Consider the following 19,349-nt stretch of genomic DNA (forward strand, 5'->3'; position numbering starts at 1 on the left):
CATTCTCGGCGCCCGCACCGACAACCCATTCGATCCGCCCCGGCCGCCAACACCCCCAGGGCATCGGCGCGGCGCTGCTCGCGAGTCCGCGGGTCGTGGACGCACACCGTGGCGGCCAGCGCGTCCAGGCGCGCGTCGAGCGCGCGCCCGTCCGGGCTCAACAGGCTGCCTTCGATACGGGCCAACCCATCCCCGCCGTCGCCGATCCAGATCTCGCGGCCCGCGGCGCGCTCGCGGCGGCGGCGCACCGCGTCGGCGTCCGCGCGGCACACCACCCGGTCCACCGCGGCGGCGAGGCGACCGTGCGTCATCGACGGCCAGCGCGCTGCCCGCGCGGCCAATTGCCCGTCGACCGCGGCCAACACCTGGGCATCGGTGATCAGATCGGTGCGGAACACCACCGTCTGGAACGTCCGGTAGTCGATGTCCCCCGCGGCGAACACTGCCCCTACCCGCGGCAGCCGCTCGCGCATCGCCCGGGCATAACGCAGCCGGCTGGCCGCCAAGCCCAGACTGATTCCCAGCGCCGCGCCGATGCCCTGGGGGTGTTGGCGGCCGGGGCGGATCGAATGGGTTGTCGGTGCGGGCGCCGAGAATGCGCCGCGGTCGGTCGTACAGCGGGGCCCGTCGTCGTCCACGTGATAGCCGAGCAGGCGACGCTCGACGGCTCCGGCACGGCGCCCGGGGCGCAGCTCGGGAGCGAGGGATTGTTGCCACCCGAGCTGGTGGCCGAGCTGGCCGAGTCGGCGAAGCGGGTCCCGCTCGCGCATCCGGCCGATGCGCCGCCCGAGGCCGGCTACCTACCCTCGAAGGCGTTGGCCGACTTCGTGCGCTGCCGGGACATGACCTGCCGGGCACCGGGGTGTGACCGCCCGGCCACCGATTGCGACATCGACCACACGGTGCCCTACGGCCGGGGCGGGGCCACGCACGCGTCGAATCTCAAAGCGTTATGCCGCACCCACCATCTCCTCAAAACGTTCTGGGGCTGGGGCGACCGGCAGCTTCCCGATGGCACGGTGATCTGGACGCTGCCCGGCGGCCAGACCTACGTCACCACCCCTGGCAGTGCCCTGCTGTTTCCGCACCTGTGCACCCCGACCGGCCACCTGACGGCCGACCCCGCGGCGCGCCCCGACTACTGCGACCAGCGCGGCGCCATGATGCCCAAGCGCCGCCGCACCCGCAGCCAGGATCGCGCCCGCCGCGTGGCCACCGAACGTCACCACAACCGCGCCGCCCGTCGGGTTCCTGCCGCTGTACCCGCACCCCGCAGCGCCGCTGCACCCGCACCGCCCACTGCCGCTGTACCCGCACCGCCCAGCGCCGCTGACCCCGATCCGCCACCCTTCTAGAGGCCCCGTTCCGCGAATTTGGCTCTGAGCTGGTCGTCCCCTAGACTCTAGGGGTTGCCTTGGGCAGACCTCGGCCGGTGCGAATCGGCCCCGCGTGCCCTTCGGCAATAAGACCGCGCACGTCAGGTTGTTGGTGGGTCATGCCCGCCGCACGCTCATCACCGGTGAGTCTCCTGCCGTGCACACGTAACCAGGTCAGGAGATCGAGTGATTCAGCAGGAATCGCGGCTGAAGGTCGCCGACAACACCGGCGCCAAGGAGATCTTGTGCATCCGGGTGCTCGGCGGTTCGTCGCGACGCTACGCCGGCATCGGGGATGTCATCGTCGCCACCGTGAAGGACGCCATCCCGGGCGGCAACGTCAAGCGTGGTGACGTGGTCAAGGCCGTCGTGGTGCGGACGGTCAAGGAGCGCCGGCGTCCCGACGGCAGCTACATCAAGTTCGACGAGAACGCCGCCGTCATCATCAAGCCCGACAACGACCCCCGCGGGACGCGCATCTTCGGGCCGGTCGGCCGCGAACTGCGCGAGAAGCGGTTCATGAAGATCATCTCGCTGGCCCCGGAGGTGTTGTAGATGAAGATCAAGAAGGATGACACCGTCCTGGTGATCGCCGGCAAGGACAAGGGCGCCAAGGGCAAAGTGCTCAAGGTCTACCCCGAGCGCAACCGGGTGCTGGTGCAGGGCGTCAACTCGATCAAGAAGCACACCGCGGTGTCGAGCAACCAGCGCGGCGCGCAGTCGGGCGGGATCGTCACCCAGGAGGCCCCGATCGACGCCTCCAACGTGATGGTCGTCGACTCCGACGGCAAGCCCACCCGAGTCGGCTACCGGGTCGACGAGGAGACCGGCAAGCGCGTCCGCATCTCCAAGCGCAACGGCAAGGACATCTGATGACTACTGCTGAGAAGGTTCAGCCGCGGCTGAAAGAGCGCTACCGCAGCGAGATTCGTGACTCGTTGCAGCAGCAGTTCGGCTACGCCAACGTGATGCAGATCCCGACGGTGACCAAGGTCGTCGTCAACATGGGCGTCGGCGAGGCCGCCCGCGACGCGAAGCTGATCAACGGCGCCGTCAACGACCTGACGCTCATCACTGGCCAAAAGCCCGAGATCCGCAAGGCGCGCAAGTCGATCGCCCAGTTCAAGCTGCGCGAGGGTATGCCGATCGGCGCCCGGGTGACGCTGCGCGGCGACCGGATGTGGGAGTTCCTCGACCGGCTCACCTCCATCGCGCTGCCCCGTATCCGCGACTTCCGTGGGCTGTCGCCCAAGCAGTTCGACGGCGTCGGCAACTACACCTTCGGGCTCGCCGAGCAGTCGGTGTTCCACGAGATCGACGTGGACAAGATCGACCGGCCCCGCGGCATGGACATCAACGTCGTCACCTCGGCGACGACCGACGACGAAGGACGAGCGCTGTTGCGGGCCCTCGGCTTTCCGTTCAAGGAGAACTGAGCATGGCGAAGAAGGCACTGGTCAACAAGGCCAACAGCAAACCGAAGTTCGCGGTGCGCGGCTACACCCGCTGCAACCGGTGCGGGCGTCCGCGTGCGGTCTTCCGCAAATTCGGCCTGTGCAGGATCTGCCTGCGCGAGATGGCGCACGCGGGTGAACTGCCCGGCGTGCAGAAGAGCAGCTGGTAAGCCAGGACAACCCGAGACCAACCCAGAACAGGTGCGCGACAGGCCCGTCCGGGAACCATCGCGAGGAAGGTTATAGACGCTGTCATGACAATGACGGACCCGATCGCAGACTTCTTGACACGTCTGCGCAACGCCAATTCGGCGTACCACGACGAGGTGACGTTGCCTCACTCGAAGATCAAGGCCAACATCGCCCAGATCCTCAAGAGCGAGGGCTACATCACCGACTTCCGCACCGAGGATGCTCGGGTCGGCAAGTCACTGATCGTTCAGCTCAAGTACGGCCCCAGCCGGGAGCGCAGCATCGCCGGCCTGCGCCGGGTGTCGAAGCCGGGCCTGCGGGTGTACGCCAAGTCCACCAACCTGCCGCGCGTTCTCGGCGGCCTGGGCGTGGCGATTATCTCGACCTCCTCGGGCCTGCTGACCGATCGTCAGGCAGCCAGACAGGGCGTGGGCGGCGAAGTCCTCGCGTACGTGTGGTGAGGGGATAGACATGTCACGTATTGGTAAGCAGCCGGTTCCGGTTCCGACCGGGGTCGACGTCACGATCGACGGCCAGAACGTCTCGGTCAAGGGGCCCAAGGGCGCCCTGAACCTGACGGTCGCCGAGCCGATCACGGTGTCGCGTAACGACGACGGCGCGATCGTGGTCGCCCGTCCCAACGATGAACGGCGCAACCGGTCGCTGCACGGGCTGTCCCGCACGCTGGTGTCCAACCTGGTCACCGGTGTGACGCAGGGCTACGAGACCAAGATGGAGATCTTCGGGGTCGGCTACCGCGTGCAGCTCAAGGGCGCCAACCTGGAGTTCGCGCTGGGCTACAGCCACCCGGTGGTGATCGAGGCGCCCGAGGGAATCACCTTCGCGGTGCAGTCGCCGACGAAGTTCTCGATCTCCGGGATCGACAAGCAAAAGGTCGGCCAGATCTCGGCGAACATCCGCCGCCTGCGCCGCCCCGACCCCTACAAGGGCAAGGGCGTGCGCTACGAGGGCGAGCAGATCCGCCGCAAGGTCGGAAAGACAGGTAAGTAATCATGGCGCAATCACAAGGTGACGCCGCCGCGCGTAAGCCGGTGGGCCAGAACATCTCCGCGACTCGCCGGGTCTCCCGACTGCGCAGGCACGCGCGGCTGCGTAAGAAGCTCGCGGGCACCCCGGAGCGTCCGCGCCTGGTGGTCAACCGGTCGTCGCGGCACATCCATGTGCAGCTGGTCAACGACGAGAACGGCACCACGGTGGCCGCCGCGTCCTCGATCGAGGACGACGTGCGCGGCCTCGACGGTGACAAGAAGGCCCGCAGCGTGCGGGTCGGCCAGTTGATCGCCGAGCGCGCCAAGGCCGCCGGAATCGACAGCGTCGTGTTCGACCGCGGCGGCTACACCTACGGCGGACGGATCGCGGCGCTGGCGGATGCCGCCCGCGAGAACGGATTGAGTTTCTAGATGAGCAAGAGCCTGAACAAGACCGGAAGGACCGCATAATGGCGGAACAGTCAGCCGGCGGCCCCGAGGCCCGCGGCGACAACCGCGACTCGCGCGGCGACAACCGTGACCGGGGTCGGCGCGACGGCGGTGGCCGTGGCCGCGACCGCGACGGCGACAAGAGCAACTACCTGGAGCGGGTCGTCGCGATCAACCGCGTGTCCAAGGTGGTCAAGGGTGGTCGACGCTTCAGCTTCACCGCCCTGGTCATCGTGGGTGATGGCGCCGGCATGGTCGGCGTCGGCTACGGCAAGGCCAAAGAGGTCCCGGCCGCCATCGCCAAGGGTGTCGAGGAGGCCCGCAAGGGCTTCTTCCGCGTCCCGCTGATCGGCGGCACCATCACGCACCCGGTGCAGGGTGAGGCGGCCGCCGGTGTGGTGCTGCTGCGCCCCGCCAGCCCCGGTACCGGTGTGATCGCCGGCGGCGCGGCGCGTGCGGTGCTGGAATGCGCCGGGGTGCGCGACATCCTGGCCAAGTCCCTGGGCAGCGACAACGCGATCAACGTCGTGCACGCGACCGTCACCGCGCTCAAGCTGCTGCAGCGCCCCGAAGAGGTGGCCGCCCGGCGCGGACTGCCCATCGAGGACGTCGCCCCCGCCGGGATGCTGCGGGCGCGGCGCGAGAGCGACGCGCTGGCCGCCAGTGCCGCGCGAGAGGGAACGACACCGCAATGAGCCAACTCAAGATCACCCAGGTGCGCAGCACCATCGGCGCCCGCTGGAAGCAGCGCGAGAGCCTGCGCACCCTGGGCCTGCGGCGGATCCGCCACTCGGTGGTCCGCGACGACAACCCACAGATCCGCGGTCTGATCGCGGTGGTCAGCCACCTCGTCGAGGTGGAGCCGGCCGAGGCGACAGCCGCCGGCAGCGGAGGTAGCACGAAATGACGATCAAGCTGCACGACCTCAAGCCGGCGCGCGGGTCGAAGACCGCCCGCACCCGGGTCGGCCGCGGTGAGGGATCCAAGGGTAAGACCGCGGGCCGCGGCACCAAGGGCACCAAGGCCCGCAAGAACGTTCCGACCACCTTCGAGGGTGGGCAGATGCCGATCCACATGCGGCTGCCCAAGCTCAAGGGTTTCCGCAACCGATTCCGCACCGAGTACGAAGTGGTCAACGTCGGGGATATCAACCGGCTGTTCCCGCAGGGCGGCTCGATCGGCGTCGACGACCTGGTGGCCAAGGGTGCGGTGCGCCGCAACTCGCTGGTCAAGGTCCTCGGCGACGGCAAGCTGACCGTCTCGGTCGAGGTGTCCGCGCACAAGTTCAGCGGCAGCGCGCGCGAGAAGATCACCGCCGCGGGGGGCAGCGCCACCGAGCTGTGATCAGCTCAACCGCGGAATGACCTCTGCGGCAAGGCGTTCCATCTGTTCGCGGTTCTCGGGTACATCGACGCCGACGGGATTGAGCAGCAGCAGCTGCGCCCCGGCGTCGATGACCTCGCGTAGCCCCAGCACCACGTCGTCGGGGGTGCCGCAGACCGGCACGGCTTCGATTCCCGGGATCACGTTGCCGTAGATGCGGTCCAACCCTTTCAAGACCCGCTCGCGGGCCCGCGCCGCGTCGTCGTCCACCATGAGGTAGACCCGCTTCCCAATGGTGAAGCGCGCCGGGTCTTTGCCCTGCTCGTCGAGCTCGCGGCGCAGGATCGGCACCACCTTGGTGAAGGACTCGGTGGTCGACGAGCCGGCGCCCATGAACGCGTCGCCGTGACGGACCGCCCTGGCCAACGCCTTGGGCGCTAGACCGCCGAACCAGATCGGCGGGTGGGGGCGCTGCACCGGCTTGGGCGCGAAGGGGAGGTCGTCGACGTCGCGGAAGCGCCCGTGGTAGGTCACCCGGGGCTCGTCGGACCAGGCCGCCTTCATCAACTGCAGGCCTTCGGTGAAGTACGAGATGAAAGTGTTTTTGTCGACGCCGAACGCGGCGAAGCTGCGCCCGCCGCCGCCGGGCGCCACGCCGACGTCGAGGCGGCCGCGGCTGATCCGGTCCACCGTCGTGACGGCCGACGCCAGCTGCAGGGGTTCGTGCAGCGACGTCACCAGCACCGCGACGCCCAGGCGCAGCCGTTCGGTGCAGCCCGCGCAGAACGACAGCAACTCCAGCGGGGCCAGCAAGGGAGCCTCGCCGATCGTCTGCTCGAGCGTCCACGCCCCCTCGAAGCCCAGTTCCTCGGCGCGCGTCAGGAACGCGCGCAGCCCGTCGGCGTCGAATTCGTCGTAGTCGAACTGGGGGATGGCGATGCAAAACCTCACGGGCTCACCCTACGGCGCCCGATCGGTACGCTGCAGAACATGTTCGCCTTCCTGTCTGCCCTGCCCGGCGTCAGCGATATCCGCGCGCTGGCCGACCGCGTCGACACCGCCCGCCACCACGGCGTGCCCAACGGCGTCGTCCTCGAACTCGACCTGCGGGCGGTGCCGCCGGAGACCACGGGCTTCGATCCGCTGGCGCTCATCGCCGGCGGCAATCGGCAGGCGACGCTACGCGACACCGTCGCCGCCATTCACCGCGCCGCCGAGGACCCGCGCGTCGCCGGGCTCATCGCGCGCGTCCAGCTCGCGGCCTCGCCGTCCGCGGCGGTGCAGGAGCTGCGCGCCGCCGTCGCCGCCTTCACCGCCGTCAAGCCGTCGCTGGCCTGGGCCGAGACCTACCCGGGCACGTTGTCGTATTACCTGGCGTCGGCGTTCGGCGAGGTGTGGATGCAGCCGTCGGGCAGCGTCGGCCTGGTCGGGTTCGCCAGCAACGCCACCTTCCTGCGCGACGCCTTCGACAAGGCCGGTATCGAAGCCCAATTCGTCGCGCGCGGCGAATACAAGTCGGCCGCAAACCGTTTCACCGAGCCGGGTTTCACCGAGGCGCACCGCGAGGCCGTCACCCGGATGCTCGACAGCCTGCAGGAGCAGGTGTGGCAGGCGGTGGTCGAATCGCGCAAGCTGGACCGCGCCGCGCTCGACGCCCTGGCCGACCGCGCCCCGCTACTGCGCGACGACGCCGTCGCGTCGGGTCTGGTCGACCGGATCGGATTCCGCGACGAGGCTTACGCGCGGATCGCGGAACTCGCTGGCGTCGAAGCTGTTTCCTCCGATGACCCCTCGGACGACGAGCCGCCGCGGCTGTACCTGGCGCGCTACGCCGGTGCGGCGCGCCCGCGGCTGGCCCCGCCGGTGCCGTCGGTCCCGGGTCGCCGGGCCAAGCCGGTCCTCGCGGTGGTCCACGTCGACGGGACGATCGTCGACGGCCGCGGCGGCCCGCAGTTCCTGCCGTTCGGGTCCAGCACGGTGGGCGGTGACACGATCGCGGCGGCGCTGCGGGAAGCCACCGCCGACGAGAACGTTGCAGCGATCGTGTTGCGCGTGAACAGTCCTGGCGGTTCGGTCACCGCGTCGGAGACCATCTGGCGTGAGGTGAAGCGGGCGCGCACGGGCGGCAAGCCGGTGGTGGCGTCGATGGGCACGGTCGCCGCCTCGGGTGGTTACTACATCTCGGCGGCGGCCGACGCCATCGTCGCGAACCCGGCGACGATCACCGGTTCGATCGGGGTGATCACCGGCAAGCTGGTGATCCGCGACCTGCTCGAGCGGCTCGGCGTGGGCTCGGACACCGTGCGCACCAACCCTAACGCCGACGCCTGGGCCATCGACGCGCCGTTCACGCCCGAGCAGCGCGCTCACCGTGAGGCGGAGGCCGACCTGGTCTACGACGACTTCGTGCACCGGGTGGCCGAGGGCCGCAACCTGACCACCGACGCCGTGGATCGGGTTGCGCGGGGCCGGGTTTGGACCGGCGCGGACGCCCTCGACCGCGGGTTGGTCGACGAACTCGGCGGGTTCCGCACCGCAGTGCGCCGGGCCAAGGTGCTCGCCGGGCTGGACGAGGACGCGAGCGTCCGAATCGTCAGCTACCCGAGCGCGTCGCTGATGGACTTCGTGCGGCCGCGGGCCTCCTCGCAACCGGCCGCCGCCTCCGTGCCGGACGCCGTGGGCGCGATCCTGAGCCGCGTGATCGCCGGCGCGGTGGCGGAAGTGGAGCGATCGGTGACCGGGGCCAGCGTGCTGTGGGTGGGCCGGGAGCGCCTGTAGCGCGCTACCCGGCCAGCCTGCCGCTGATGAAGATGATCTCGCCGAGCGGGTCGTCCTCGTCGGGGGCGGGCGCCTCAAGCCCGTTGCGGGCGAACAGTTCTGCGCGGGTGACGCCTTCCGCGGACCAGCCCGCACCCGACAGGTAGTCGACGACGTGATGGCGTTCGCCGGTGTAGACGAGCGACGCCATGTCGATGTCAACGCCGTGCCGGCGGAACGACTCGGACAGCTCGCGGGCCCGATCGACGTCGAAATCGATGATGCCTGGCACGAATTCGGTGGCGATCGCGCTGCCCGGCGCGCTGAACGCGGTGATGTCGTCGAACAACCGGTCTTGCGCCTGCGGCGGCAGGTAGATCAGCAGCCCCTCGGCCAGCCAGGCCGTCGGCGCCGCCGGATCGAAACCGGCCGCCTTGAGCGCGGCCGGCCAGTCCGCGCGCAGGTCGATGGGCACGGTGCGGCGCTGCGCGGTGGGCTCGGCGCCGATCCCGGCGAGCGTCGCGGTCTTGAATTCGATGACGCGCGGCTGGTCGATCTCGTAGACCACGCTGCCGGCCGGCCAGGGCAACCGGTAGGCGCGCGCGTCCAGTCCGGAGGCCAGAATCACCGCCTGACGCACCCCGGCGGCCATGGCGTCGGCGAAGTAATCGTCGAAGTACTTGGTGCGCACCGCCATTCCGTCGGAGATGGCCTGCAGGCGCTCGGGCGACATGTTGTCGATCGCGTCGAGGTCGAGCTGGCCGTCCATCATCTTGGTGAAGAAGTCCAGCCCAACGGCGCGCACTAGCGGCGCGGCGAACGGGTCATTGATCAGACCGCGGGGGTCCTTGGTCGCCATCGCGCGGCCGGCCGCCACCATGGTCGCGGTCGCCCCCACGCTGGAGGCCAGGTCCCACTCGTCGTCGTGCGTGCGAGGCATGGGACAAACCCTACCGAGCGGATCAGTCGCGGGTCGCGGCGACGTAGTGCAGGTCGCCGAAGGCCGCCAGCTCGGTCTCCGGGAACTCAAATCCGTTGCGCGCGTACAGCTCCTTAGCGGGGTGGGCGGTCACCTGCCAACCGTGCTCGCTCAGGTAGTCGACCACGACGTTGCGCTCACCCTGGTAGAACAGGTCGGCCGCATCGAGGTCGAACCCGGCGCGGCGCCACCGCTGCGTGATGCTCTGGATCCGCTCGTTGGTGAACGCGTTCGGGTCTGGCACGTGTTCGGTCGCCAGCCGGCTGCCCGGCGCACTGAGCGCGGTGATGTGGTCGAACAGCCGGTCCTGCGCCTCCGGCGGCAGGTAGGGCAGCAACCCCTCGGCGCTCCACGCGGTCGGCTGGTCGACGTCGAAGCCGTGCTGGCGCAACGCCGCCGGCCAGTCGTCGCGCAGGTCGATGGCGACGGCGCGGCGCTCGGCGGTCGGCTTGGCGCCGAGCCCGGCCAGCGTGGTGCTCTTGAACTCGATCACACGCGGCTGGTCCACCTCGTAGACGACGGTCCCGGCCGGCCAGGCCAGCCGGTAGGCCCGGGTGTCGAGGCCGGACGCCAAGATCACCGCCTGGCGGACACCCGCACCGGCGGCGCCGGTGAAGAAGTCGTCGAAAAACCTGGTGCGCACGGTCATCTGCTCGATCCGGGTGCGCCGGTTCAGCAGCGGGTCGTCGTCGAAGTCGAGGTCGCCGTCGATGATCCGGATGAACGGGTCCAGCCCCACGGCGCGCACCAGGGGATCGGCCCAGGGGTCGTCGAGCAGCGCGTCGGGCCCCTGGGAGGCGAGCGCACGAGACGCCGCGACCATCGTCGCGGTCGCGCCCACGCTGGACGCCAGATCCCAGCTGTCACCCTCGGTTCGTCCAGTGTTGGCAGTCATCGGCCGCGCTCCTATTCCGCGTTCTTGGTCAGGGTGCCGCTGGTGTAAAGCATCTCGCCCATCCGCATGTCGTCGTCGTCGAACGGCGGAAGACCGTTGGCGGCGAACAGGTCTCGGATGCTGGCGCTGGTCAGCTCCCAGCCCTGGGCGCCGAGGTACGGTACCGCCTCGTTGCGCTCACCGAAGTAGACCAGCCCGGCCATGTCCAGGTCGAAGCCGTGCGCGCGCCAGCGCTCGGAGATCGCGCGCATGCGCTCCTTGAGCTTGTCCTCTTCACCCGGTTCGGGGTTGGGCGCGCTTTCGGTGGCGAGCCGGCTCCCCGGTGCGCTGAGTTCGGTGATCGTGTCGAGCAGACGGTCCTGCGCCTCCGGCGGCAGGTAGCCCAGCAGGCCCTCGGCGCTCCAGGCGGACGGCCGGTCCGGGTCGAAGCCGGCGGCGCGCAGCGCGGCCGGCCAGTCGTCGCGCAGGTCGACCGCCACCACGCGGCGCTCGGCCGTGGGTTGGGCGCCGAGCTCGGCCAGCGTGCGGGTCTTGAACTCGATCACCTCGGGCTGGTCCACCTCGTACACGACGGTGCCGGCCGGCCAGGCGAGCCGGTACGCCCGGGCGTCCAGGCCCGAGGCGAGGATGACCACCTGCTCGATGCCCGCGCTGGTCGCGTTGAGGAAGAACTCGTCGAAGAACTTGGTGCGGACGGCCATGTTGTCGGCCATCCGGGACATCGCGCCGGTGGACCCCGTCGCGCCGTCGTGCACGTCGTTGAGTTCGCCGGGGTCCAGCTCGCCGCTGGCGAGCTTCGTCAGCAGGTCGACCCCGACTGCGCGGACCAGCGGTTCGGCGAACGGATCGTCGATCAGCGGCCGCTCGGCGCGGGTCGCCATCGCGCGCGCCGCGGCGACCATGGTCGCGGTCGCGCCCACGCTGGACGCCAGATCCCAGGTGTCGCCGTCATACCTCGTCGAACTCATGAACCGCCCCTCACAAAATAGTTAGTCGTCCTCAGTTAATAATTAGCCGATATAACCACCACTTTACGCCTCCCGGCGGTGCGGGCAACCGCCAGACGTCGTCGCGCGGCCACCCGCACGCCGCGACGAAGTTACGGTCGGATGTAGCGCGATCCGCCCACCGGCGTTCTAGGCTGATGCAATGACCGACCACGACCGCAAAGCCGCCCGCCGCGAGATCGCCGACGCCCTGTCCAAAGCCGTGGAGCGGCGGCACGAAATCGCCGACGCCGTCGTGGAATCCGAGAACCGGGCGGCGGCGGTCGCGGCGATCGCCGCCCTGCTGGAGACCAACGCGGCGGCCGCCGAAGCGGTGATGAGCATGTCGTTCGATCAGCTCACCATCGACTCGCGGCGCAAGATCCTCGCCGAACTCGAAGACCTCAACGCCCAGCTCAGCTTCACCCTGGGCGAGCGCCCGGCGAGTTCGGGGGACACCCTGGAGCTGCGGCCGTTCTCGGCGACCGAGGACCGCGACATCTTCGCGGTCCGCACCGAGGAGATGGGAGCGGCCGGCGACGGTTCCGGCGGCCCGGCCGGCAACCTCGACGACGAGATCAGCGCCGCCTTGCACCGCGTCGACGACGAAGAGGCCGCCTGGTTCGTGGCCGTCGACTCCGGGCAGAAGGTGGGGATGGTGTTCGGCGAGCTGGCCCACGGCGAGGTCTCCGTACGCATCTGGATCCACCCCGACCACCGCAAGCGGGGCTACGGCACCGCCGCGCTGCGCAAGTCGCGCTCGGAGATGGCGTGGTGTTTCCCGGCGGTGCCGATGGTCGTCCGCGCGCCGGCGGCCAACCCGCGCTGACTCGCTATTGCAGCACCGCGGTGACGGCGATGCTGTTCTGCAGCGACTCCAGGCTGTCGCCCGGCGGAACCGTGAGCCCGGCCTCGGCGAACATGTCCGCGCGGGTGCGCGTCGACACCTGCCACCCGCGGGCGCTCAGGTAGTCGGCCGCGGGGGTGCGCTCGCCGTAATAGACCAGGTTCGACACGTCGACGTCGAACCCGTACGGCCCCCAGCGGCGCGCCATCGCCTTGGTCCGTCGTTCCAGCAGTGGCATTCCGTCGCGGTGGTATTCGGTCGCCAGCCGGCTGCCCGGGGCGCTCAGCGCGGTGATGGCGTCGAACAGCTTGTCCTGCGCCTCGGGCGGCAGGTACATCAGCAATCCCTCGGCGCTCCATGCGCTGGGCCGCGACTCGTCGAAGCCCGCTTGGCGCAGCGGCGTCAGCCAGTCGTCCCGCAGGTCGACCGCGACGGTCCGCCGGTCCGCGGTGGGCTCGGCGCCCAGCCGCGCCAGCGTGGCGGACTTGAACTCGATCACCGCCGGCTGGTCGACCTCGTAGACGACCGTCCCCGCCGGCCACGGCAGGCGGTACGGGCGTGAGTCGAGTCCGGAGGCGAGGATGACGGCCTGGCCGACGCCGGCGGCGGTCGCGTCGGTGAAGAAATCGTCGAAGAAGCGGGTGCGGGTGGCCATCATGTTGACCATCCGCTGCAGGTTGTATTCGACGTCGTGGTCGGCGTCGGGTTCCAGGCCGCCGGTCTCGTCGGTGATCTCGCCGTCGAGCACGCGGATGAAAAATTCCTTGCCCACCGCGCGGACCAGGGGGTCGGCGAACGGGTCGTCGATCAACGCGTCGGCGCGCTTGCTGGCCAGTGCCCGGGCGGCGGCCACCCACGTCGCCGTCGCGCCCACGCTGGAGGCCAGATCCCAGGTGTCTTGGTCGGTGCGTGTCATCCTGCGCCCTTCTCCATCAGCGTCGCCGTCACATACTTGATGTCCCCGAAAGCGGCCGTCGAGTCCTGCGGGAACTCGAACCCGTTCTGCGCGTAGAGCTCCGGGGTCCTGTGCGCGGTGGATTCCCAACCGCGCTCCGCCAGGTAGGCCACCACGTCGTGGCGTTCGCCGGCGTACACCAGGTCCTTCCAGTCCAGGTCCAGCCCGAGCCGCCGCCAGCGCTGGCTGATGTCGCGGCCCCGCTTCTCGATGCGGTCGCGGATGTCCGGGACGTAGCCGGTGCCGATCCGGCTCTCGGCGGCGGATAGCGCGGTGATGTTGTCGAACAGGCGGTCCTGCGCGTCGGGCGGCAGGTAACCGAGCAGCCCTTCGGCGATCCACGCCGTCGGCCGCCCCGCGTCGAACCCGTGGTCGCGCAGGGCGGCTGGCCAGTCGTCGCGCAGGTCGACGCCCACCGCGCGGCGGTCGGCGGCCGGGCTCACGCCCAAATCGGCCAGGGTCCGGGTCTTGAATTCGATGACCGTCGGCTGGTCGATCTCGAAGAGCACGGTGCCCGCCGGCCACGGCAACCGGTAGGCGCGGGTGTCAAGCCCGGACGCCAGGATGACGGCCTGACGAATACCGGCGTCGGTGGCGTCGCGGAAGAACGCGTCGAAGAACCGGGTGCGCACGGCCATGCCCTCGCTGAGCCGCCGGGCCGTGAACGCGGGGTCGTCCTCGGCGACCTCGATGTCACCGTTCATCATGCGGATGAAGGCGTCGACGCCGACGGCGGTCACCAACGGTTCGGCGTAAGGGTCGTCGAGCAGCGGGCCGGGGCCCTTGGAGGCCAGCGCCCGCCGGGCGGCCACCGCGGTGGCGGTGGCGCCGACGCTGGACGCCAGATCCCACGTGTCGCCGTCGAAACGGTGGGTGTTGGTGGTCATGGCGCCCCTATCCCAGCGTGGCGACGACGGAGACGATGTTGCGCAGTTGCGAGGTTTCGTCGTCCGGGAAGGCCAGTCCGTAGTCGGCGAAGTACTCGCGCCGCTCCCGCGTGCTCACCTGCCAGCCCAGGCCGCCGAGGTAGTCCACGACGTTGCTGCGCTCGCCGTCGAAGAACAGCCCCGACAGGTCGATGTCGCACCCGATGTTGGCCCACCGCTCGTTGAACTGCTTCGCGCGCTCGCTCATCGTGCGGCCGGAGTCGCCGTGGTACTCGGTGGCCAGCTTGCTCCCCGGGGCGCTGAGCGCGGTGATGTTGTCGAACAGCCGGTCCTGCGCCTCGGGCGGCAGGTACATCAGCAGGCCTTCGGCGCTCCAGGCGCTCGGCTGGGACACGTCGAACCCCGCGGCCCGCAGGGCGGCCGGCCAGTCGTCGCGCAGGTCGATGCTGACCGTGCGCCGCTCCGCAGTGGGCGTGGCGCCCAGGCCGGCCATCGTGGTGCTTTTGAACTCCACCACTTGCGGTTGGTCCACCTCGTAGACGACGGTCCCGGCCGGCCAGCTCAGGCGGTAGGCCCGGGCGTCGAGGCCGGCGGCCAGGATCACCGACTGGCGGATCCCGTCGCGGGCGGCGTTGAGGAAGAAGTCGTCGAAGAAGCGGGTGCGCACGGCGATCGAGTCGGTTTCGAGCTGCAGGTCCTGCTCGCCGCCGTCGGGGCCGGCCTCGATGTCGTGGTCCACCAGGCGGCGGAAGAACTCCAGCCCGACTGCACGCACCAGCGGCGCGGCGAAGGGGTCATCGATGATGGGGTGGGGGCCCTCGCTGGCCAGCGCACGTGCCGCGGCGACCATGGTGGCGGTCGCGCCGACGCTGGAGGCCAAGTCCCAGGTGTCTTGATCGGTGCGTGTCATGCTGCTCCTGTTTCAAATATTTAGCAAAAGCAACGAGCGACTCGTACTTTACGCCTATTCGCTTTGCATTTCCTGTGACCTTTTCGGGTGCGGCGCGGGCGCGTGGCGGCGGCCGGCGCGGGCTGCTAAACGGCCCATGACCGGAGCCGCCCCGGTCAGCTGTTAGTCTCGTACACGGTTTGACGCGCGACGCCGTACGTCCTGGCCTGCGAGTGTTGGGCGCGTAATTGCAGGATCACACCCCGGCTGCGCAGGAGGAAGAGTGCTTTCGGCTTTCATCTCATCGCTGCGGACAGTCGATCTGAGACGGAAGATCCTCTTCACGCTTGGCATCGTCGTCCTCTACCGCGTCGGCGCCGCGCTGCCGTCGCCCGGCGTCAACTACCCCAACGTGCAGCAGTGCATCAAAGAGGCCAGCGGCGGCGCGGCCGGACAGATCTACTCGCTGATCAACCTGTTCTCCGGCGGGGCGCTGCTCAAGCTCACGGTCTTCGCGGTGGGCGTGATGCCGTACATCACCGCCAGCATCATCGTGCAGCTGCTCACGGTCGTCATCCCGCGGTTCGAGGAACTGCGCAAGGAGGGCCAGTCTGGCCAGGCCAAGATGACGCAGTATACCCGCTACCTGGCGATCGCGCTGGCCATCCTCCAGGCCACCAGCATCGTGGCCCTGGCCGCCAACGGCGGGCTGCTGCAGGGCTGCTCGCTGGACATCATCGCCGACCAGAGCATCTTCACGCTGGTCGTCATCGTCTTGGTGATGACCAGCGGCGCCGCCCTGGTCATGTGGATGGGTGAGCTGATCACCGAGCGCGGCATCGGCAACGGCATGTCGTTGCTGATCTTCGTCGGCATCGCCGCCCGCATCCCCGCCGAGGGCAAGTCCATCCTGGACAGCCGCGGCGGTGCGATCTTCGCGGCGGTGTGCGTCGCCGCGCTGCTCATCATCGTCGGCGTGGTGTTCGTCGAGCAGGGTCAGCGCCGCATCCCCGTGCAGTACGCCAAGCGCATGGTGGGCCGGCGCATGTACGGCGGGACGTCGACGTACCTGCCGCTCAAGGTGAACCAGGCCGGCGTCATCCCGGTCATTTTCGCCTCGTCGCTCATCTACATCCCGCACCTGATCACCCAGCTGATCCGCAGCGGCAGCGGCGGCGTCGGCAACAGCTGGTGGGACAAGTTCGTCGGCAGCTACCTGTCCGACCCGAGCGACCCCATCTACATCAGCATCTACTTCGGCTTGATCATCTTCTTCACGTACTTCTACGTCTCGATCACGTTCAACCCCGACGAGCGGGCCGACGAGATGAAGAAGTTCGGCGGGTTCATCCCCGGCATCCGGCCGGGCAAACCCACCGCCGACTACCTGCGTTACGTGCTGAGCCGGATCACCCTGCCGGGCTCGATCTACCTCGGCGCGATCTCGGTGTTGCCGAACCTCTTCCTGCAGATCGGCAACGGCGGAGCGGTGCAGAACTTGCCGTTCGGCGGTACCGCGGTTTTGATCATGATTGGCGTCGGCTTGGATACGGTCAAGCAGATCGAGAGTCAGCTGATGCAGCGCAACTATGAAGGGTTCCTCAAGTGAGAGTCGTTTTGCTGGGGCCGCCCGGGGCGGGCAAGGGAACGCAGGCTCAAAAGCTCTCCGAGAAGTTGGGGATCCCGCATCTGTCCACCGGTGATCTGTTCCGCAGCAACATCGAGAACGGCACCGAGTTGGGGCTGGAGGCCAAGCGTTACCTGGATGCCGGTGATTTGGTGCCCTCGGAGTTGACCAATCAGCTCGTCGCGGACCGTCTCGATGATCCCGACGTCGCCAACGGGTTCATCCTGGACGGGTATCCGCGCTCGGTGGAGCAGGCCAAGGCGTTGCACGGCATGCTCGAGCGCCGGGGTGGGGACATCGATGCGGTGTTGGAGTTTCGGGTCTCTGAGGACGAGTTGTTGCAGCGGCTCAAGGGCCGCGGGCGTGCCGATGACACCGAGGAGATCATCATCAACCGGATGAAGGTCTACCGCGACGAGACCGCGCCGCTGCTGGACTACTACCGCGACGAGCTCAAGACCGTCGACGCCGTCGGAACCATGGACGAGGTCTTCGCCCGCGCGCTGCAAGCGCTGGGCCAGTAATCGTGACGCTGGCGCGGCTGCGCAGCCGCAAAGTCGTGCCGCAGCGCAGCGCCGGTGAACTCGACGCCATGGCCGCGGCGGGCGCGGTGGTCGCGGCGGCGTTGCACGCGGTTCACGCGGCCGCGATCGCCGGGGTGTCGACGCTGAGCCTCGACGAGATCGCCGAATCGGTGATCCGCGAGGCGGGCGCCGTCCCGTCGTTCCTGGGTTACCACGGCTACCCGGCGTCGATCTGCTCCTCGGTGAACGAGCGGGTGGTCCACGGAATCCCCTCGGCGGCCGAAACCCTGACGCCGGGCGACCTGGTGTCCATCGACTGCGGCGCGGTGCTCGACGGCTGGCACGGCGACGCCGCGATCACCTTCGGGGTGGGCGCGCTCAGCGAGGCCGACGACGTCCTGTCGCGGGCCACCAGGGAGTCGCTGGAGGCCGGCATCGCGGCGATGGTCGCCGGCAACCGCCTGACCGACGTCTCGCACGCCATCGAGACCGGCACCCGCGCGGCCGCCGAGCGCTACGGCCGGGCGTTCGGCATCGTGGAGGGTTACGGCGGCCATGGCATCGGCCGGCACATGCACATGGACCCCTTCTTGCCCAACGAGGGTGCACCCGGGCGCGGCCCGCTGCTGGCGCCGGGATCCGTGCTGGCCATCGAGCCGATGCTGACCCTGGGCACCGGCAAAACCGTGGTGCTCGACGACGAGTGGACGGTCACCACCACCGACGGCTCGCGTGCGGCACACTGGGAACACACGGTTGCGGTCACCGACTCCGGGCCGCGCATCCTGACCTTGGGCGCCGAACTGAACTGACCAGCCGTTCGACTCGTTTCAGTAGTCGGAGGTGATCGAGTGGCTCGGGTTGCCGGCACATGGAGGGCGTCTGGGGCTGCGGAAGCCGCTCTGATGAAGGCGCTGTACGACGAACACGCCGCGGTGCTGTGGCGCTACGCTTTGCGACTGACGGGGGACGCAAGCCAGTCCGAAGACGTGGTCCAGGAGACGCTGCTGCGGGCCTGGCAGCATCCCGAGGTGATCGGCGACACGGAGCGGTCGGCGCGGGCGTGGCTGTTCACGGTGGCCCGCAACATGATCATCGACGATCGGCGCAGCGCGCGCTATCGCAACGTCGTCGGCTCGACGGACGAGGCGGGCGCCCCGGAGCAGTCCACGCCGGACGAGGTCAACGCGGCCTTGGACCGGTTGCTGATCGCCGACGCCATGGTCCAGCTGTCGGTGGAGCACCGGGCCGTCATCGAACGGTCCTACTACCGCGGTTGGACCACCGCACAGATTGCTGCAGACCTCGGCATCGCCGAGGGAACGGTGAAGTCGCGACTACACTATGCCGTGCGCGCGTTGCGACTCACTCTGCAGGAACTCGGAGTCACCCGATGAGGGGCTCCGCAGACTTGGGGGTGATGGGGACATGAAGGAAATGAGGACGCCTGTGCTGGGTGTCGGTACTCCCGATGATCGCTACGCGATGTGGGACGCCGCATACGTTCTGGGCTCCTTGTCCGCGGCCGAGCGTCGGGAATTCGAGACGCACATGGTGCAGTGCCCGGCGTGCCGCGAGGCGGTCGCCGATCTGAGCGGAGTGCCTGCGCTGCTCTCGCAGCCGAGCCGCGAGGACGTGGCCGGGATCGACACCCGCGGCGCGGAGTTGCCGGAGCCGCCGGAGATGTCGCCGCAACTGCTGCCGGCGTTGCTGGCGACGGTGCGCTGGCGGCGCCGCCGCACCCGAATGGTGACCTGGGTGGCTTCCGCCGCCGCGGCCGTGGTCCTGGGGCTCGGGGTGTTCGCGGGCGTGCAGGGGTACGTCACCCAGCCGCCCCAGCACTTGCCGCAGGCCGCGTCGCAGCAGATGTCGCAGGTCGGCACCAACCTGCTGACCTCCTCGGTCGCGGTGACCAGCCAGCACTGGGGGACGTCGATCAACCTGAGTTGCGTCTGCCTGGCCCCGCTGAACGCGCATCACGACACGCTGGCGCTGGTGGTGGTGGGCCGCGACGGAAGTCAGACCCGGCTGGCCACCTGGGTGGCCGTGCCCGGTCACACGGCGACGCCCGCGGCCAGCATCTCCACCCCGGTCGACCAGATCGCCGCGGTGCAGGTGGTCGGGGCCGACAACGGGCAGGTACTGCTGCAACGCTCGCTGTGAGGTCCACCCGCCGGCGGGGGCGGTGCGGTAAGAAGGGGCGTGGCCGCCTCGAAACC

Annotated in this window: 25 protein-coding genes and 1 pseudogene; 18 read left to right on the forward strand and 8 right to left on the reverse strand. The window is 69.4% G+C overall.

Translation table 11 applies throughout. The features are described 5' to 3' along the window. Positions 1 to 506, reverse strand: a 506-nt coding sequence (locus tag A5714_RS15860; protein WP_369829448.1) for a DUF222 domain-containing protein, incomplete at its 3' end; no start/stop codon positions are given. Between the two features lie 3 nt (positions 507 to 509). Between A5714_RS15860 and A5714_RS26175 the strand changes: the two are divergent. From A5714_RS26175 to rplO, 11 genes and pseudogenes are all read left to right on the forward strand, one after another. After that, positions 510 to 1,355 (forward strand): annotated as a pseudogene (locus A5714_RS26175) (DUF222 domain-containing protein); the annotation flags it as partial. Positions 1,356 to 1,562: 207 nt separating this feature from the next. Further along, the gene (gene rplN / locus A5714_RS15870; RefSeq protein WP_003403649.1) at positions 1,563 to 1,931 is read left to right on the forward strand and encodes a 50S ribosomal protein L14; all 369 of its coding nucleotides are present in this window, start codon (positions 1,563 to 1,565) and stop codon (positions 1,929 to 1,931) included. Further along, entirely contained in the window at positions 1,932 to 2,249 is a 318-nt protein-coding gene (gene rplX, locus A5714_RS15875; RefSeq protein WP_066945894.1) for a 50S ribosomal protein L24, read from the forward strand. Next, complete coding sequence (rplE, locus tag A5714_RS15880) at positions 2,249 to 2,812, forward strand: 50S ribosomal protein L5 (RefSeq protein WP_068073398.1); 564 nt, start codon at positions 2,249 to 2,251, stop codon at positions 2,810 to 2,812. The genes rplX and rplE overlap by 1 nt, the downstream gene beginning before the upstream one ends. A gap of 2 nt (positions 2,813 to 2,814) precedes the next feature. Further along, positions 2,815 to 3,000: a type Z 30S ribosomal protein S14 gene (locus tag A5714_RS15885; protein ID WP_068073396.1), complete on the forward strand. Its 186-nt coding sequence runs from the start codon at positions 2,815 to 2,817 to the stop codon at positions 2,998 to 3,000. 84 nt (positions 3,001 to 3,084) lie between these two features. Continuing rightward, positions 3,085 to 3,483: a 30S ribosomal protein S8 gene (gene rpsH / locus A5714_RS15890; protein ID WP_068073394.1), complete on the forward strand. Its 399-nt coding sequence runs from the start codon at positions 3,085 to 3,087 to the stop codon at positions 3,481 to 3,483. Positions 3,484 to 3,493: 10 nt separating this feature from the next. Then, positions 3,494 to 4,033, forward strand: coding sequence for a 50S ribosomal protein L6 (gene rplF, locus A5714_RS15895; protein WP_068073392.1), 540 nt, complete (start codon positions 3,494 to 3,496; stop codon positions 4,031 to 4,033). A 41-nt stretch (positions 4,034 to 4,074) separates the two neighbouring features. Next, positions 4,075 to 4,443, forward strand: a complete 369-nt coding sequence (rplR, locus tag A5714_RS15900; RefSeq protein WP_082959780.1) for a 50S ribosomal protein L18 — start codon at positions 4,075 to 4,077, stop codon at positions 4,441 to 4,443. Positions 4,444 to 4,481: 38 nt separating this feature from the next. Further along, the gene (gene rpsE / locus A5714_RS15905; RefSeq protein WP_068073388.1) at positions 4,482 to 5,156 is read left to right on the forward strand and encodes a 30S ribosomal protein S5; all 675 of its coding nucleotides are present in this window, start codon (positions 4,482 to 4,484) and stop codon (positions 5,154 to 5,156) included. After that, complete coding sequence (gene rpmD, locus A5714_RS15910) at positions 5,153 to 5,368, forward strand: 50S ribosomal protein L30 (RefSeq protein ID WP_068073386.1); 216 nt, start codon at positions 5,153 to 5,155, stop codon at positions 5,366 to 5,368. The genes rpsE and rpmD overlap by 4 nt, the downstream gene beginning before the upstream one ends. Further along, the gene (rplO, locus tag A5714_RS15915) at positions 5,365 to 5,805 is read left to right on the forward strand and encodes a 50S ribosomal protein L15 (RefSeq protein WP_068073384.1); all 441 of its coding nucleotides are present in this window, start codon (positions 5,365 to 5,367) and stop codon (positions 5,803 to 5,805) included. The genes rpmD and rplO overlap by 4 nt, the downstream gene beginning before the upstream one ends. On the opposite strand, the gene A5714_RS15920 is transcribed toward rplO, so the two are convergent. Continuing rightward, positions 5,806 to 6,735: an LLM class flavin-dependent oxidoreductase gene (locus tag A5714_RS15920; RefSeq protein ID WP_068073382.1), complete on the reverse strand. Its 930-nt coding sequence runs from the start codon at positions 6,733 to 6,735 to the stop codon at positions 5,806 to 5,808. 39 nt (positions 6,736 to 6,774) lie between these two features. On the opposite strand from A5714_RS15920, the gene sppA reads away from it, so the two are divergent. After that, positions 6,775 to 8,562: a signal peptide peptidase SppA gene (gene sppA, locus A5714_RS15925; RefSeq protein ID WP_068286567.1), complete on the forward strand. Its 1,788-nt coding sequence runs from the start codon at positions 6,775 to 6,777 to the stop codon at positions 8,560 to 8,562. A 4-nt stretch (positions 8,563 to 8,566) separates the two neighbouring features. Here the strand turns inward: sppA and A5714_RS15930 are convergent, their stop codons facing one another. From A5714_RS15930 to A5714_RS15940, 3 genes are read right to left on the reverse strand one after another with little or no spacing between them, the layout of a single operon-like run. Next, positions 8,567 to 9,481 carry a class I SAM-dependent methyltransferase gene (locus A5714_RS15930; protein ID WP_068286569.1) on the reverse strand — a complete coding sequence of 305 codons (915 nt, stop codon included), beginning with the start codon at positions 9,479 to 9,481 and terminating at the stop codon, positions 8,567 to 8,569. 22 nt (positions 9,482 to 9,503) lie between these two features. Beyond that, the gene (locus A5714_RS15935; protein WP_068286571.1) at positions 9,504 to 10,415 is read right to left on the reverse strand and encodes a class I SAM-dependent methyltransferase; all 912 of its coding nucleotides are present in this window, start codon (positions 10,413 to 10,415) and stop codon (positions 9,504 to 9,506) included. 11 nt (positions 10,416 to 10,426) lie between these two features. Beyond that, positions 10,427 to 11,383 (reverse strand): class I SAM-dependent methyltransferase, encoded by a 957-nt coding sequence (locus A5714_RS15940; protein ID WP_068286575.1) that lies wholly within the window; start codon positions 11,381 to 11,383, stop codon positions 10,427 to 10,429. 181 nt (positions 11,384 to 11,564) lie between these two features. Here A5714_RS15940 and A5714_RS15945 point away from each other — a divergent pair, with 181 nt between their 5' ends. Beyond that, positions 11,565 to 12,230, forward strand: a complete 666-nt coding sequence (locus tag A5714_RS15945) for a GNAT family N-acetyltransferase (protein ID WP_068286578.1) — start codon at positions 11,565 to 11,567, stop codon at positions 12,228 to 12,230. Between the two features lie 4 nt (positions 12,231 to 12,234). Here A5714_RS15945 and A5714_RS15950 read toward each other — a convergent pair whose 3' ends face one another. From A5714_RS15950 to A5714_RS15960, 3 genes are read right to left on the reverse strand one after another with little or no spacing between them, the layout of a single operon-like run. Next, on the reverse strand, positions 12,235 to 13,164 hold the full coding sequence (locus tag A5714_RS15950; protein ID WP_068286581.1) for a class I SAM-dependent methyltransferase: 930 nt from the start codon (positions 13,162 to 13,164) through the stop codon (positions 12,235 to 12,237). Continuing rightward, positions 13,161 to 14,090, reverse strand: coding sequence for a class I SAM-dependent methyltransferase (locus A5714_RS15955; protein WP_068286582.1), 930 nt, complete (start codon positions 14,088 to 14,090; stop codon positions 13,161 to 13,163). Before A5714_RS15955 ends, A5714_RS15950 begins: the two co-directional genes overlap by 4 nt. A 7-nt stretch (positions 14,091 to 14,097) precedes the next feature. Next, on the reverse strand, positions 14,098 to 15,000 hold the full coding sequence (locus A5714_RS15960) for a class I SAM-dependent methyltransferase (RefSeq protein WP_068286584.1): 903 nt from the start codon (positions 14,998 to 15,000) through the stop codon (positions 14,098 to 14,100). Positions 15,001 to 15,262: 262 nt separating this feature from the next. Here A5714_RS15960 and secY point away from each other — a divergent pair, with 262 nt between their 5' ends. The 5 genes from secY to A5714_RS15985 are packed head-to-tail and all read left to right on the forward strand — an operon-like array spanning position 15,263 to position 19,293. Continuing rightward, a complete protein-coding gene (gene secY, locus A5714_RS15965; protein ID WP_068073365.1) occupies positions 15,263 to 16,588 on the forward strand; it encodes a preprotein translocase subunit SecY in 1,326 nt (441 codons plus the stop codon). Then, on the forward strand, positions 16,585 to 17,130 hold the full coding sequence (locus A5714_RS15970; protein WP_068204755.1) for an adenylate kinase: 546 nt from the start codon (positions 16,585 to 16,587) through the stop codon (positions 17,128 to 17,130). Before secY ends, A5714_RS15970 begins: the two co-directional genes overlap by 4 nt. After that, a complete protein-coding gene (gene map / locus A5714_RS15975; RefSeq protein WP_068286585.1) occupies positions 17,130 to 17,942 on the forward strand; it encodes a type I methionyl aminopeptidase in 813 nt (270 codons plus the stop codon). The genes A5714_RS15970 and map overlap by 1 nt, the downstream gene beginning before the upstream one ends. A gap of 39 nt (positions 17,943 to 17,981) precedes the next feature. Further along, positions 17,982 to 18,527, forward strand: coding sequence for a sigma-70 family RNA polymerase sigma factor (locus A5714_RS15980; RefSeq protein ID WP_082959779.1), 546 nt, complete (start codon positions 17,982 to 17,984; stop codon positions 18,525 to 18,527). A gap of 31 nt (positions 18,528 to 18,558) precedes the next feature. After that, entirely contained in the window at positions 18,559 to 19,293 is a 735-nt protein-coding gene (locus tag A5714_RS15985) for an anti-sigma factor (protein WP_068286586.1), read from the forward strand. Positions 19,294 to 19,349 lie beyond the last annotated feature (56 nt).

This window comes from Mycobacterium sp. E2462, assembly GCF_001672685.1.
Lineage (GTDB): Bacteria > Actinomycetota > Actinomycetes > Mycobacteriales > Mycobacteriaceae > Mycobacterium.

What these genes read in the sequence shown, in the direction of transcription:
- rplX (WP_066945894.1), top strand. Translation starts at nt 1,932, where the DNA reads ATGAAGATCAAGAAGGATGACACCGTCCTGGTGATCGCCGGCAAGGAC.
- rplE (WP_068073398.1), top strand. Translation starts at nt 2,249, where the DNA reads ATGACTACTGCTGAGAAGGTTCAGCCGCGGCTGAAAGAGCGCTACCGC.
- A5714_RS15885 (WP_068073396.1), top strand. Translation starts at nt 2,815, where the DNA reads ATGGCGAAGAAGGCACTGGTCAACAAGGCCAACAGCAAACCGAAGTTC.
- rpsH (WP_068073394.1), top strand. Translation starts at nt 3,085, where the DNA reads ATGACAATGACGGACCCGATCGCAGACTTCTTGACACGTCTGCGCAAC.
- rplF (WP_068073392.1), top strand. Translation starts at nt 3,494, where the DNA reads ATGTCACGTATTGGTAAGCAGCCGGTTCCGGTTCCGACCGGGGTCGAC.
- rpsE (WP_068073388.1), top strand. Translation starts at nt 4,482, where the DNA reads ATGGCGGAACAGTCAGCCGGCGGCCCCGAGGCCCGCGGCGACAACCGC.
- rpmD (WP_068073386.1), top strand. Translation starts at nt 5,153, where the DNA reads ATGAGCCAACTCAAGATCACCCAGGTGCGCAGCACCATCGGCGCCCGC.
- rplO (WP_068073384.1), top strand. Translation starts at nt 5,365, where the DNA reads ATGACGATCAAGCTGCACGACCTCAAGCCGGCGCGCGGGTCGAAGACC.
- sppA (WP_068286567.1), top strand. Translation starts at nt 6,775, where the DNA reads ATGTTCGCCTTCCTGTCTGCCCTGCCCGGCGTCAGCGATATCCGCGCG.
- A5714_RS15930 (WP_068286569.1), bottom strand. Translation starts at nt 9,481, where the DNA reads ATGCCTCGCACGCACGACGACGAGTGGGACCTGGCCTCCAGCGTGGGG.
- A5714_RS15935 (WP_068286571.1), bottom strand. Translation starts at nt 10,415, where the DNA reads ATGACTGCCAACACTGGACGAACCGAGGGTGACAGCTGGGATCTGGCG.
- A5714_RS15940 (WP_068286575.1), bottom strand. Translation starts at nt 11,383, where the DNA reads ATGAGTTCGACGAGGTATGACGGCGACACCTGGGATCTGGCGTCCAGC.
- A5714_RS15945 (WP_068286578.1), top strand. Translation starts at nt 11,565, where the DNA reads ATGACCGACCACGACCGCAAAGCCGCCCGCCGCGAGATCGCCGACGCC.
- A5714_RS15950 (WP_068286581.1), bottom strand. Translation starts at nt 13,164, where the DNA reads ATGACACGCACCGACCAAGACACCTGGGATCTGGCCTCCAGCGTGGGC.
- A5714_RS15955 (WP_068286582.1), bottom strand. Translation starts at nt 14,090, where the DNA reads ATGACCACCAACACCCACCGTTTCGACGGCGACACGTGGGATCTGGCG.
- A5714_RS15960 (WP_068286584.1), bottom strand. Translation starts at nt 15,000, where the DNA reads ATGACACGCACCGATCAAGACACCTGGGACTTGGCCTCCAGCGTCGGC.
- A5714_RS15985 (WP_068286586.1), top strand. Translation starts at nt 18,559, where the DNA reads ATGAAGGAAATGAGGACGCCTGTGCTGGGTGTCGGTACTCCCGATGAT.